General features: G+C 39.6%; 11 protein-coding genes, 1 pseudogene and 1 riboswitch. Of the genes and pseudogenes, 3 read left to right on the top strand and 9 right to left on the bottom strand.

Annotation, left to right across the window (positions count from 1 at the left end):
* Positions 1 to 19 precede the first annotated feature (19 nt).
* Positions 20 to 1,282, bottom strand: a complete 1,263-nt coding sequence (locus V1500_RS16405) for a cytochrome P450 (protein WP_409300854.1) — start codon at positions 1,280 to 1,282, stop codon at positions 20 to 22.
* Between the two features lie 274 nt (positions 1,283 to 1,556).
* Between V1500_RS16405 and V1500_RS16410 the strand changes: the two genes are divergently transcribed.
* Both V1500_RS16410 and V1500_RS16415 read left to right on the top strand, forming a co-directional pair.
* Positions 1,557 to 1,739, top strand: coding sequence for an aspartyl-phosphate phosphatase Spo0E family protein (locus tag V1500_RS16410; protein WP_409300856.1), 183 nt, complete (start codon positions 1,557 to 1,559; stop codon positions 1,737 to 1,739).
* Positions 1,740 to 1,994: 255 nt separating this feature from the next.
* Positions 1,995 to 2,366, top strand: a complete 372-nt coding sequence (locus tag V1500_RS16415; RefSeq protein WP_409300858.1) for a cyclic-phosphate processing receiver domain-containing protein — start codon at positions 1,995 to 1,997, stop codon at positions 2,364 to 2,366.
* A gap of 278 nt (positions 2,367 to 2,644) precedes the next feature.
* Here the strand turns inward: V1500_RS16415 and V1500_RS16420 are convergent.
* The 7 genes and pseudogenes from V1500_RS16420 to V1500_RS16450 form a co-directional block, all read right to left on the bottom strand.
* Positions 2,645 to 2,972: pseudogene (locus tag V1500_RS16420) on the bottom strand (efflux RND transporter periplasmic adaptor subunit); the annotation flags it as partial.
* 118 nt (positions 2,973 to 3,090) lie between these two features.
* On the bottom strand, positions 3,091 to 3,519 hold the full coding sequence (locus tag V1500_RS16425; protein ID WP_409300859.1) for a MarR family winged helix-turn-helix transcriptional regulator: 429 nt from the start codon (positions 3,517 to 3,519) through the stop codon (positions 3,091 to 3,093).
* A 658-nt stretch (positions 3,520 to 4,177) separates the two neighbouring features.
* Positions 4,178 to 4,366, bottom strand: a complete 189-nt coding sequence (locus V1500_RS16430; protein WP_409300860.1) for a Spo0E family sporulation regulatory protein-aspartic acid phosphatase — start codon at positions 4,364 to 4,366, stop codon at positions 4,178 to 4,180.
* Between the two features lie 866 nt (positions 4,367 to 5,232).
* A complete protein-coding gene (locus V1500_RS16435; protein ID WP_409300862.1) occupies positions 5,233 to 5,562 on the bottom strand; it encodes a hypothetical protein in 330 nt (109 codons plus the stop codon).
* 147 nt (positions 5,563 to 5,709) lie between these two features.
* Complete coding sequence (locus tag V1500_RS16440; protein WP_409300863.1) at positions 5,710 to 6,618, bottom strand: hypothetical protein; 909 nt, start codon at positions 6,616 to 6,618, stop codon at positions 5,710 to 5,712.
* Positions 6,619 to 6,813: 195 nt separating this feature from the next.
* Positions 6,814 to 8,073, bottom strand: coding sequence for a DUF445 domain-containing protein (locus V1500_RS16445; RefSeq protein ID WP_409300865.1), 1,260 nt, complete (start codon positions 8,071 to 8,073; stop codon positions 6,814 to 6,816).
* Between the two features lie 823 nt (positions 8,074 to 8,896).
* Positions 8,897 to 10,723: an APC family permease gene (locus tag V1500_RS16450; RefSeq protein ID WP_409300867.1), complete on the bottom strand. Its 1,827-nt coding sequence runs from the start codon at positions 10,721 to 10,723 to the stop codon at positions 8,897 to 8,899.
* Positions 10,724 to 10,955: 232 nt separating this feature from the next.
* A riboswitch (cyclic di-AMP (ydaO/yuaA leader) is annotated at positions 10,956 to 11,103 on the bottom strand.
* Between the two features lie 126 nt (positions 11,104 to 11,229).
* Here V1500_RS16450 and V1500_RS16455 point away from each other — a divergent pair.
* Positions 11,230 to 11,358, top strand: a complete 129-nt coding sequence (locus V1500_RS16455; protein WP_409300869.1) for a bacitracin ABC transporter ATP-binding protein — start codon at positions 11,230 to 11,232, stop codon at positions 11,356 to 11,358.
* Between the two features lie 251 nt (positions 11,359 to 11,609).
* On the opposite strand, the gene V1500_RS16460 is transcribed toward V1500_RS16455, so the two are convergent.
* A complete protein-coding gene (locus tag V1500_RS16460; RefSeq protein ID WP_409300870.1) occupies positions 11,610 to 12,494 on the bottom strand; it encodes a YitT family protein in 885 nt (294 codons plus the stop codon).
* Positions 12,495 to 13,723: the final 1,229 nt, after the last annotated feature.

Below are 13,723 nucleotides of genomic sequence, written 5' to 3' on the forward strand. Positions count from 1 at the left end.
CCATTCACAATGTGAATGGCTATTTCCTTAAGCTAACATTTTGTATGATAAATTTGCTATTGGGCAGGGTAGGCATACGTCTCAAACTGTAACTTAGGTCTTGATTCGGCGCCACTTCATAATCCATATGCTTGGTCATAAATTCAAAGCTGGATTTTAAAACAAGGATAGTAACGCTTTCCCCAGGGCAACGGTGTCCTTTATACGGGTCTCCTCCTCCCTGGGGAATAAGATCAAACAGGCTTCCCTCCCAGTTACTGAAGCGATGTGGCCAGAATTTATCCGGTAAATCCCATAACTTGCGGTCATGATTTGTTCCATATACATCCAGCAGTACTAACTGTCCTTCTTTAAAATCATAACTGTTCCATGTAAAATCCTTCTTCACACGCGCTCCTAAAAAAGGGCCGAACGGATAGAAACGCCTCACTTCCTGAACGAACATCTCCTGCTCCTTTTCTCCGCCAACCAGCAGCTGTTTTTTGCACTCAGGATAATCATGTATGGCCAGGGCTCCAAAAGTAACGTAGGTCGCTATCGCAACGATTGGCCTTAACACATTGATCAATTCAACTGCAGCCATTTGTGTGTCAAGCGGTTTCCCTTCTTGATCTCGATGGAAGGCCATTGCGTGAAGCGCAGTATACTTATCAGCCTTCATGCTCCCAGACCGAACCTGTTCTATTACAGTCCTGATCCACATTTCTCCGTTCTGGCGTGCTTTTCTGCCCTGCCAATGCCTGGGTCCCACTGCACCGAACGCATCAACCATTGCTCCAAAATCTTTAGCTCGTTGCTTTACCTCTCTTTCAGGCAGGAGAACTCCAGCCCACTGGCATGCAGCCCGGCAAAGCATTTCCTGCACCTCATCGAATAGCACGATGCTGTCCATTTGTTCCCACCTTGCTGCATAGTCCCTCCAGCGATCCCATAACAGATTTGATAGAACCTGCAATCTATCCGGTGCCATGAGAGACATAAAAAGCAGCTTCCGGTGCTCATGAGCATTTCCATCCATGGTTTGAATGGCATTTACACCGAATAGAGTCTTTTGCACCCTCATTGGTGCTGCTCCCTTTCTTTGGAACCGGTCATTATCATAAAACAGCTTTGCGGCTTCCATTCCTCCCATACACAATGCTGTTTCACCAAGTACACGAGCTTCAAAAATATCCGAGTTCAGCTGTTTTCGGCGATTCTGTATAAAGTTATAGCCTTCCTTCAAGACATTTAAAGTATTGTCTATGCTTTTAACACGCGGTACTTGAACATTATGTTCCATCGGTTGTAAATCTCCTTTATACTTGGTCTCCAACGTATAGGCTCAGTATTTTGCAAACTTTATATGTTTTGCCTCATTAATTCATTATTTTGCACGCAAGATTTTGATTTGATGTATAACCCATACCCTAAGGACGACCGCAAGAAAACACAAAATGCTTTTTTGTTCTTCCCTGTACTTCAATTATCAAATTTTTGTAAAAAAGACCCTATTATTCTTGTCATATTTCTGGTAAAATTGGAACCTGTTGTTACTTGATGAAAGGGAGATTAAAATGAGTTCAATCAAGAATTACACACCTACGAAGGAGGAAATAATCAAGATGATCGACGAGCTTAGGCATGAACTAATTCAAACAGGGATGAAAGAAGGCCTTGCAAGCTCTGCAACTATTAATATAAGTCAAAAATTAGACAAATTTATTTATATGTACCAAAAGATGCACCGTCTTATTTAAAATAAGAAACAGAAATTCATGTTCATATGCCGTTTTATTAGAATTGATCGTGATCGTTATTAAGTGAAGCCGATCGTTTTCTACATGAAATTTATTAAAGTTTGTGGCAAACCTTCCTGTTTGAATGAAACAAAATCACATAAAAATATTTGATAAAATGCCCTTTTTTCAGACTACATGTGATAGACTTAATTCGGATGAGATAAATCTAGGGACCTTGACTATTTTAGCTCTTATGAGAAAGAAGGATAAAAAATGGAGAAAATCAGTGTTTTCCTGGATGATTATCGGCAGCCACCCGATGGATATGTATTAGCTGAGACGATTGATGCGTGTCTAGAATTATTACAGAATTTCAATATAGAACATTTGTCGTTGGACCATGATTTATTCGATAAGACCAGAAACGGGTATCTGCTTGTTCAAATTATGGTTAAAGATAAGCTCTTTGCAAATCGCATAACGATCCACTCTGCTAATTCGGTTGGCGGAAAAGCCATGTATAATTTTTTGAAGCAGGCTCAGAATGACTCCATTATCCCCAAAGCCACAATCGTAACTTTAAGACCATTACCCCTCCATTACTTTCCGTCCAAGGATCTAAAACGTTATCAGGATGTTAAATAAATAATTGAATTGCCACTTGGCCAAATCCTCTTATTCAAAAAATAAGCTTTGCTATTTTAACACGTCACTATTGCCCCGCTCGGTTTCCAATTTACCTTCCAAGTGATCTTCTGCGCAGCATAAACAAATTCACTGTATCGTATGATAATATCTCATGACATTTTGATTTAGCTTCCAAGCTTTGTGTATACTGTCGTATCTATCATGTATCTCTATTCTGAAAATGTTCCCAGGACAACAAAATCCCCTGGTGATTCACTCAAAGGATTGTCATTAATTCATATAGATATTTTAATATTTGCATTTATTCCAGGCAAAACTCTGTCTGATGCATTACGAATCGATATTTTTACAGGTACCTTTTGTTCTGTCTTTGTATATTGCCGCTTCCATTTTGGGACGCAATGCAGAAAATACAGCGTTGGTAGCGTAGCCTATTCTTCTACCGTTCCATCAAAGAAATGTATTCTTGCCTCCATCGACAGTGATATCTACACTATCACCCACTTTGGCATGTTGAAGATCACTTTCGAGAATATTTGCTGTGATGTAAAGGTGTTCTATGTCTGCAATCTGAGCCGATACCTGACCAGCTTGAACATGCTGCTAACTGTAACTTTATTTTTAATAGTGGCACCCTTCGTTTTAAATTACAATTATTAATTCTTTCACTAAATAAAAAAGCTGAGAGTTTTAAGTCCTCCCGCTTGAACACGTCACTCATTCATTTTCCATATTTTTTAAAGTCCCGATTAAGACGCGACAAATTCTCTTCAAGTTGCACTAATTCTTCCTTTGACCACTCCTTCAGAATTTCCGCATAAAAAGCGTTCCGTACCTTTTGGACCCTCTCCAGAATTTCCCGGCCTTCCTTGGTAATCTCTACAGGGCTTATCCTGCCATTGCTTGGATCGGGAAAACGGTTTATATAATTATTCCTTTCTGGATTGGCTACCTGCCTGCTAGCAGTGGAAAGGTTTAACATCAACGCTTCAGCCAGCTCATTGATTGCCACATGCCCGTTCTCATCTATTTCAGTGAGCATTACATATTCTGATCGATCCAGACTGCCGAGCCGCGGGCTATGAGCAGTTGTAAGGCGGACCAGCCAGGCTATTTCATACTCCACCATCTGCAGCGAATCCTTTGTCATTTACATTCCCCTCTAATACATTATCGACACACATTAATTAGTGACGTACCGAACACCGTTTTTTCTATTATAAAATTAAAATTCTCATTATGTAAAATGAACGCCATTATAGACTATCATTGGCTATTTAGAAACAGAATTAAGGTTCAAAACCTGTATATTTTTTTTAGGTTAGTATACTGACAAAAGCGGGATCTGATTCTGCTCCTATTCGCTCAGTGATACGCACTGCCTGCTCCGTTTTATTGTTTTGTATTTTTGCCATATGTTTCCCTATAAGAACAGTCTTCAATTTTCCATAATAACGATTGAAAACCTGTGGATTTCCTTCAAGGCGCGAACATTTCTGCGGGAGGTCAGGCGAGACACCTTGATAAGCGACATCGATGAAGAGGCTCATTGCCAGCCCGGGAAAACGAAGTGCCTGAAATGATTATCCACGATTGCAGGTCAAATAAAACAAAGTTATCTTGGATCTTTTGATGCAGTTCCAGTCATTTCTTCTGCTTAAACAAAAAACTCCCAGGAGGCCCGGGAGTACTAGGAGTAATATCTATTCATTAAACTACAATCAGGAAGGAACGTACCTAGTGAATGAATTTTCATAACGGTAACATTCAGTTCTGCAGGCTTTCGTCGTGCACTTAACGAGCTAATCCTATTTAGCGAAAGCATGTTCACTTTTTCTTGAAGAGTGAAACTTGTTAAATAAATCGTCCAAATGCTGGCTTAAACTCACTGTTTTTGGATCGGTAAAGCCTAATTGCAGCGCTGTCTTAACAAGAAGCTGTCTTACGGATTCTATTTCCAGTTCCATGTCCTGCTCCAATAGATTTTTCATCTGCATTCCCTTGCTTTCCTGGATAGTATAAGAGCTTTCCTTTACCTCAGACACAACCTGTACATAACAAAATCCTTAACTGCTTATTATATCTTTGTTATCGGCAATTTCACTTGTATTTATAGTTTTTTATCCTTCTTAAGGCTTATTGTAAAAAAAACCCAATTAACCCTTATACCAGATTTAATCCAGCGCAACAGCATCCAGATACTGCGAAATCTTAAAAGCCGCCGCTAGCGCGAGGGGGCAATGTCGAAGCCTATGCTGGAAAAATAAAAGAAAAGAAAAAACAGAAGCAGGAAGAGAAATATGCCCATTTTTTCCTCTTTATAAAATAATAAGACCAAAAGTGATACAACAATCGCCACAATCGATAAGAAAGCCCAAAGGACACTCTGAATACAGTATTCCTCCCATTCAGTATCAGCTTAACACTGAACACTGCATTTATTTAACATAAATTAATTTTCTTTAATTCAATGATATTTTGAGCTGAGTGGTTCCCCACCTAATAGAATTTCTTAATCCACACTGCCTTTAACACGTAGTGCAGTAATTTTTCTTGCTAATATTTGTCAAATGCAAAATGAAATCTGGCAGCAGCGACTATAAGCAGTTGGTTCATACTTACCACCAGCCTTCAAGCACCTTGATTAACTGTTTTACCTAGGGAAGGTTTTCTCACTTTATTGTGTTTTCGTAATTCAATAGTTAGTATAGCCATTTTTAAAACTAAATAAAAATACTGTGGTATTTCTTTTTTCATATTGTTTCGACAAACTTTTAAACATTCCTTTATTGAACTCCCAAATCCTGCATAAAAAATGCCTCCTATCCGAAAAAGGATAGAAGGCCAGTCAACCTTTACCTAATTAAACGCTTTCCGTTGTTTCCAATATCTCATCGAGAGACAAAATGCCATGCTTGAGCTGGTCATCCTCATCCAATATACCTATAACTATTTGATTTTCAGTAGTTAAGGTAATGTATTGACAAATCAGATTACCTGGAACCACAAACTCAGTTCCGGATATTACCTCAAGCCTTGCAAAGCCATCTTCTTTGTATTCTAAAGGAAAAGATTCATTCAATCGTTGTACCGTGCTTCCTGCCCACTTATAAAGGACATCCTTTAGTGAGACTTGTTCAATAATTGATAAATGTTGGTTAATTGTTACGTCCTGTATTGATACTATTTTCACACTATTCACTCCCCAATCGTATAGTAGTGTATACTTTAGGGCCTATTACATCAATGGAATAATGCTAACATTCCTTTTACATTTTAGTTACTTACCAGGCTTTACGCAACTCTATTTAAACACTATGCATTTAATACACAGTCCTCATCATCTCCTGACATCACTTTTGTATCGCAATTTTAAAGAATTACTTTTTCGAGGAACTGCCATTCCAAATCCCTTAAAAATATATTTCTGTTGAATACTCCAAGGTTCTGTCAAACTAAACCGGGTGAACACAAACCTCATATCCTTGCGAACCATTCCATTCTTCTTTGAATAGTATTGTACAGGGAATTCGGCATCAAACACCAATAGAGTTTCTTGATCGAAAGGAAAAAAATTCTGATTGGTGTTTACTGAAAAATATTGTACATCCCTCATCATTTCCCCTACTGTCTTTGAATGTTTTTGCGTTGTAAAAATCACATTGAGAACTTTGATATCTTTCATATTTAATCCCAAAGCAAATGTTTGCAGCAGTTCCTGAGGACCAAGCGAATGAATGTAATCATCTAATTTGCCGGCAGCCTTCATGATCATCAGTTTGTGAGCAGGATCTTCATTCTGCAGCTTATGTGTAATACTCCCTGAAAAATGGACACAAAAATGCCCCCGAAACCCGTTTAATAGGGCACCGCCACCGTGAGGCATGCCATTCATTGACGCGGCAATCATCTGATCTTTTACGACCACGATAATGGCTCTTCTATCCCAGCTCCATTTATTATGGTATATGCGTTTCATTATTTTGGTGTCCTTTTTTGACAATGGCTGAACATCTGCATGCTGGCTCCCTGCCCGGCGCTGCACCCAGAAGTTTAGCCCTGATTCAATATCGATAATTTGAAATTTGGCTTTTTTGGGAATAATCCCATTCACCTGTTCCCAAGGAAGCATTTCAACATGATAACTGAGTGGGGTGTCTTCATCGGCCCAATCGTCAGCCAAGGCTGGGTATGTACCAAAAACCAAAAGTACAAGCATGGCACAGCATAGCATGAATGGATTTTTCATTTATAGAACTCCTGTTTTTTCATTATTATTTCAGGTTAGATGCTTTCAAATTCACTTTTTGATAAGTAGGAAAAAATATCAAAAGTCTCTTAAATCGGTTGAAATGAAAAATCCTCATCCCTGGGGTTTTGGCAAAATATTTGCCTGTAAAAATTGTAATAAAAAAGACGCCTCTATACGGCGCCTTTCCGGATATTATATGATTGCCTTGAAACTGGATAAAATAATTCCAATCATGAAGCCGCATACGGCGCCATTTACCCGGATCCACTGCAAATCCTTTCCGACATTGTTCTCTACCATGTCGATCAGTGTTTCATTATCCAGCTTATCCAAGTTTTCTTCTACAAGTTTTCCGATTTTCTTATGATTGTTTTCAATTAGCTCCGCAATTTGCTGTTGTAGCCATGCCTCGGCTTTCTCGATCTTAGCTTTATCATTCTTCGCTGCATTTAGCAATTCCGTCACAAAAGGTAAAAAGTATTGATCTACAAACTTTTCGTCCTCAATGAATGTAATGGCTTCTTTTTGCAGGTTATCCAAGACTTCGACAATCCGTTGATTTGGCTGCCAGCTTGATAAGAATTCCTCCAGCATTCGGCTTATTGCTGCAGTTACCTGTTTGTTATCTCCGATATTTATAAATTGGTTTTTTATATAGGCAAGAATGGCCTGCCTGTTCTGATCCTTTTCATAACGCATGCTGTAGATGTAATTTATCAAGAGGTTTTGCAGTATTTTCCCCAATTTTTCTTCATTGACTAAATTCTGCAATGATTTTAAAGCGAATTGCAGAATACCATCTGCTTCGATTTTATTGATCGCGTTCAACGCAAAACCGCCAATCTGTTCTTTACGATGGGGCATCATCAGCCATTCCTCCGCTTTTAACAACAGAGCATCAAAAGCCTTTTCATAGAAGCCTTTTTCTACAGCCTGCCTGCCAGCAGCTGTAAGCAGTCTCTCGATTGGAACGGATGCAATATATGCCCGAAGTTTTCTTTCGACATAAGGGGCCAATCGTTCAAGCTTAAGATGCCGCACAGCACTGCTGCATGTGATCATTACACCCCTTTTAAAGCTCTCCGACTGTATTTCCTTCTCTACAGCAGGCATAATCTTTTCAAGGATCCGCATGTTTTTTATCTTCTCTTTTATACTTTCTACAGAAAGCCACTCATTCTCTATCGTAGAAACCAGAGCAGTTGTCATTCTTTTTCTGTTCTTTGGCAAAAGGGCCGTGTGGGGTATAGGCAATCCCAATGGTTGCCGGAAAAGGGCTGTGACCGCAAACCAGTCGGCCAGCCCGCCGACAAGCCCTGCTTCAAACCCTCCTTGCAGAATTTCAAGGGCAGGCCCTTTGAAAGGTATTGTACTTAAAAATCCCGCACCCATAATCGCCAGCGAGATACTGGCCAAATGTTTTGATTTGTTTGGTTGTGAGTTATTTTGCATTGTAAGCTTCCATCCTCTGTATAAATAAATCTATTATACTCCCTGCTGGTCTTGTTGCTCCAGTCTTAGGTTTCCTAATGCACATCCAGAAGTTCAGTTTTTACCTTTTTAATAGACATTACATTTCTTTTTATCATCAAACAGGGCATATTTCTCTGCTACCAATAATGTTTCTTGTTTTTTGGGAATTACGGTTATTTTGTTTACCGCCCATCAACATCCAAATGAAAGTACCAAAGGCCATAATACCGATGCTGCCAATTAGAAGAATGACCGTAAAAATAAATGACCCGCAGCACTTAGTACTTCATGAATGGCAAAAGTTATAAACCTGTAACACTGACCTCACTCACCGATATAAATAATGGATCCGCTAAAGTCAAATGGGCCTCGTCTTGCTGAGTTATCGGAAGGATTTCTAATACTGTTGAATCGGCCATAGCTAAAAAATAATAATTACAATTTCTTGAGCAGATGATAATGGATCTTTAAAATAAGATGATGAGGTCCTCATAATCTCCCCACATTAAACATTTTGTGAAGGTAGCTTGCAGTGTATACAAAGCCATATTCGCATATTCCCAATCGGTTTTACATCCAAGATTCGCTTGATTGAACTGTCTAATTGAAGTAAATTCTCCACGAAATATCAAGGAGGATGCAGATCTTGAATACATATATGCCTCCATTTTCATTTCCCTATTCAATATATCAATTAACACAATTGGTTTAAAGTAAATAACGAATCTCCAGTTATTTTTTTGGCAAATCGCATTCATAAGAAAGGAGCCGCAGATTCGCAGCTCCTCCAATGAGTTTTGCATTATTTTTTAAAATGATAAGGGACAGTAGTGATTACTACATTTCTTCTGTAAAGCAAAAATGTTCGGATCAGTAAGCTGGACTGGTTATGCAAGATATTGTGCCACCCTTTTTTCGGGATGAACTGTGGAATAACAACAGTCACCTGGTAGTTCGATTCTTTCGCCTTATGTTCCACTATGTCCACAAACTTGGTCAGCGGGTTAATAATGCTCCTATAATATGAATGCAGTGTGACCAATCGAACATCCGGCTGCCACTTTTTCCACTTTTCTTCAAATTTCTTTTCTTCATCCCGCTCAAATGCAACGTAAACGGCAATGATTTGATCAGGATTGAGTGATTTTGCATAGTTCAAAGAATTCTCCACAACATGGGTGATGCCAGCCACTGGCACAATGATCACATTTCCCTCAATCGGCACTGCCGGCTCACAGGTTGTAAGCCTAAGCTGGTCGCCTACGTCCTCGTAATGCTTCCTTATTTTATGAAAAACAAAGATGATGATCGGCAGGAAAATCAGTACAGGCCAAACCTGTGCAAACTTGGTCAAGAAGAACACGATTGTGACAATAAAACTGATCAGCGCACCTACTGAATTTATGATTAGTTTCAAAAACCAGCCGCTAGGCTTTTCCCGGATCCATTTAACCATCATCCCCGTCTGCGACAGTGTAAAAGGGATGAACACACCAACAGCATAGAGAGGAATGAGATGTTCTGTCTGACCTTTAAACACCAGAATCAGGATAATTGAACTTATCCCAAGGATCATAATCCCATTGGAATATCCCAACCTATCTCCCCTTACAGTAAACATTCGCGGTATGAACTTATCCTTCGCCAGATTTACTGCCAGCAGAGGGAAGGCAGAATATCCGGTGTTTGCCGCAAGTATCAAAATGAGTGCTGTAGTCCCTTGAATAAAGTAATACATGAAATTGCGCCCAAAAACCTCTTCCGCAATTTGGGAAACTACTGTCACCTCTGCATGAGGGGCAATACCATAGGAATAAGCCAAAAACACAATTCCTGAAAATAATAACGCAAGCAGAGTGCCCATTGCAGCAAGGGTTTTGGCAGCATTTTTCGGCGCAGGATCCTTAAAATTTGGAATTGCATTGGAAATGGCTTCTACCCCTGTTAAAGCGGAGCTACCGGAGGCAAATGCCCTTAGCAAAATAAACAAGCTGATTCCTGCTACAGGTTCACCAATGGAAGTCTGCGCAGCTGGTGATACATTTCCGGCGGCAATGTTGTACAACCCAACGCCAATTAATACAAATAATGCAAAAACGAATAAGTAAACCGGATAAGCCAGTATGGAGGCTGACTCCGTGACGCCCCTTAAGTTAAGGACCGTAATAAATATAACGAATAAAACTGCAATCGCTACATTATGTTCGTGAAGAGCAGGAAATGCCGAGGTAATGGCATCGGTCCCAGCAGATACGCTGACCGCAACGGTAAGGATATAATCCACCAGCAGCGACCCGCCCGCTACCAAGCCTGGATTCATACCCAAATTCTGTTTGGACACTACATATGCGCCACCCCCATGAGGATATGCATGTATAATCTGTCTATAAGATAAAATGAGAGCCACTAAGAGGATCAGGACCCCCACAGCAATCGGCAGGGAAAACCAGAAGGCAGCTGCACCAACTGTAGCAAGTACAATCAATATTTGCTCAGGTCCGTAGGCAACAGATGATAAAGCATCTGAAGACAGAATAGCCAATGCCTTTGTCTTGTTCAGTTTTTGCTCTCCTAATTCGGTAGACTTTAATGGCCGTCCAATTAACAATCTTTTAATATAAGAAAACATTGTGGTCACCAACCATACTTGGAATATATTCTTCAAAAGTTTTGCAATTTGCATGATAGCCGCTGGGCAGGGAAGCAAACAAGGTTATATTTTCTTCTTGAGTACGATCTTCCTTCACTTCTGTCTAGTTTTAGACTTTTTTCTCCACATCCATGTAATGAACGCAAAAAAGCCCACAAGTCATAACTAAGCGACCTGTAGACATTAATATCACACGTCTAACAAGCTCCACCTTCCTTCTCAAAAACGCTTACGAGGTTAGCTGACGGATTCGGGCCTGTTTGAGTAGCCCTACCTTTCTCAAGGATTCACCCCTTGGATTAATGTTCAATCCAGATAGATGGTTCCCCCGCACAATAAAGTTTCAGCGATTTAGAAATATGAAACTGTTGATTATAATACTCCTGCCAATATGAAAAGTAAACCACTTTTTTTATAAACGATACAGGTATTCAAAAACTGAACGAAGTAAAAAATGAAACCAACAATACTCGGGAGTGATGGCCATGGATAAAAAGAACAAACCTATACTTTCAGATGAATTCCTTGATCAGGTTGCCGAAGAAATTAACCTTTTATACGGCTGCCCGATACAAGAGAACACAAATAATCAACATGTGGAGAGAGTGGAGTGATCCCATAATCACATGACTGCTTGTGATTTAGAAAAATAAATGACAGCCGGCGGCTCTGTTTCGGATCTTAATCAATTTAGAAAGGAATTATGCTCCAGGTATGCCTTACTATTCTGATGAATTTTTTCCACCAGTCGCTTTTTGTCCTTCATCAACCGTTTGAAAGACTTCTTTTCAGCTCTGTATTTTGTCCCTTCACCCTCTCTAGAACGACACTTATAGGTCTGGCATTGCTATTTCTTTCATCTCCCTTAATGGATATTTCTTTTCTTGAAACGCCCTCCCCTTACCTCGGCGATGTCAGCAATCGCCAGAAAGGCTGAAGGGTCGATGTCTTCCACAATTGTAGTTAGTTTGGATTCCTCGAGCCTGTTGATAATACAGAATATTACCATTTTGTCATCTCCTGTAAATGCCCCTTCTCCCTGGAGATAGGTAACACCCCGTCCCAGACGGTCATTGATGGTATCACCTATATCACGGGCATGGTCACTTATGATCCATACAGATTTCGTTTCTTCCAGACCATCCACCACAATGTCGATTGCCTTGACAGCTACCACGTAGGCCAATATGGAATACATCGCCCGATCCCAACTGAATACAAAACCTGCTGCACTTAAAATAAACAGATTAATAAACATTACAATCTGGCCAACGGAAAACGGTGTCTTCTTGTTTATGACAATTGCAAGTATTTCCGTTCCATCTAATGCCCCTCCGTTGCGAATCACCAGTCCTACACCTACACCCAAAAACATCCCTCCAAATATAGTAGCCAGAAGGATATCATCAGTGAACGCTGGTACAGGATGGAATAATGTTGCGAAAAGCGATAACACGATAATTCCATAAATAGTGGAAATGGCAAACGTCTTTCCGATTTGTTTATAGCCCAGATATACAAATGGCAAGTTTAGTATGAACAGGAATATTCCCAGTTCAATGCCAGTGATAGATGAGAGCATGATGGAGACACCTGTCACCCCTCCATCAATTACATGATTTGGAACTAAGAATATTTCGAGGCCGGTAGCCATTAACAAAGCTCCAATCGTGATAAAAATAGCTCTTTGTAGAATCTTTATCCGAGATAGCTTTCGGTGCTGATTCTTTATTGGAAGTGCTTCTGTCAAACACCCTCACTCCTTTCCTATATAATGCCCTTCTACTATTATAGCTTTTTCGATGCGGTATTCCTATAAATAGCTTTCTTACTTGATTTCTAACTGTTTTCTTGCATAACTTTTTTCCATTCTGTACTTTTTTCAATCATTAATTTGCCCATCAAAGAAAACCATTATTTTGTGAAAAGTTTTCAATCATTATTATTGATAATTTAGCAAACGTGCATATTGATATATGATAAGACCAAACTGTATCTAAATTGCGGTATTCTAAGATACATTAGTTTTAATATCAAAAGAAAAAAGAAATCATATTAAAGAAAAGGCCAGCTTAGAGCTGGTTCTCTGGGGTGGCAAGAATATTCAATCGCTAAAGAAAAAGAAATTAGAAAAATCGGCCGGCAACTTGTCCGAGCATCAGGCACTTAAGTGTATTAGGACTGAAGAGGCTGACTGCGTATTTTTGGGCTATTGGATATCGGAAATACACAGGAAGTGGAACAGTCGTTTTGTCAGGGGCTGAAGATGCTATAGGTTTAATTGTGAGGCAAATTGCAAGACTAAAGGCATAGCTGGTACAGAGGACAATATTCTACACATATTAGATGAACCAGGATTTGATGCAGCGAGCAACTATGAAAAGCAGGATGTCGCAATAGCACTAAAAGATGCATGTCCACCTGGCATTGATGTACATTTCGAGAATGTCGGAGGGAAGGTCGCCAATGCCGTATTTACACTCTTGAATAATTTTGCACGGACACTCTATGCTTCAGTTTATAAATATGAAGAAGCAGACGCCTGGCCGCACTTATAGCCATACCTAATTAAAATTTGCTCCTGATGCAGGGATTCACCATTCTTCATCATGCAGACGAACATTGCGATCGTCTACATGATGTTTTTGTGCTGCTATTAACTTGATTTATAACTGAGAGTTGGAAATTGAAATGAATACATTTAGCTTTTATTATTTAGATAGGAGGGATTAAATCTTGCTGCGGTGCTAGGGGCGGTTAAATGAGCATATTGGATTTGGAAAGAAAGATTTTTATCAATGAATTAATTAAATTATGCTCTGAGTATCTACGATGTGAGGATGAAAAGACCAGGATGTATATCCGGGAACACATCATCCTCCTTAGCAACACTTGTATTAAAATAAAGTCATGTTAAACACAAAGGCAGCAGGTTTAATCCCTTCTGACAAGTTGTAATACTTCCGAGGATTATCCCGG

The organism is Peribacillus sedimenti (assembly GCF_046237635.1).
In the GTDB taxonomy this organism is placed as follows: domain Bacteria; phylum Bacillota; class Bacilli; order Bacillales; family DSM-1321; genus Peribacillus; species Peribacillus sedimenti.

Coding starts and splice junctions, on each gene's coding strand:
- V1500_RS16405 (WP_409300854.1), bottom strand. CDS start 1,282: ATGGAACATAATGTTCAAGTACCGCGTGTTAAAAGCATAGACAATACT.
- V1500_RS16410 (WP_409300856.1), top strand. CDS start 1,557: ATGAGTTCAATCAAGAATTACACACCTACGAAGGAGGAAATAATCAAG.
- V1500_RS16415 (WP_409300858.1), top strand. CDS start 1,995: ATGGAGAAAATCAGTGTTTTCCTGGATGATTATCGGCAGCCACCCGAT.
- V1500_RS16425 (WP_409300859.1), bottom strand. CDS start 3,519: ATGACAAAGGATTCGCTGCAGATGGTGGAGTATGAAATAGCCTGGCTG.
- V1500_RS16430 (WP_409300860.1), bottom strand. CDS start 4,366: ATGCAGATGAAAAATCTATTGGAGCAGGACATGGAACTGGAAATAGAA.
- V1500_RS16440 (WP_409300863.1), bottom strand. CDS start 6,618: ATGAAAAATCCATTCATGCTATGCTGTGCCATGCTTGTACTTTTGGTT.
- V1500_RS16445 (WP_409300865.1), bottom strand. CDS start 8,073: ATGCAAAATAACTCACAACCAAACAAATCAAAACATTTGGCCAGTATC.
- V1500_RS16450 (WP_409300867.1), bottom strand. CDS start 10,723: ATGTTTTCTTATATTAAAAGATTGTTAATTGGACGGCCATTAAAGTCT.
- V1500_RS16455 (WP_409300869.1), top strand. CDS start 11,230: ATGGATAAAAAGAACAAACCTATACTTTCAGATGAATTCCTTGATCAG.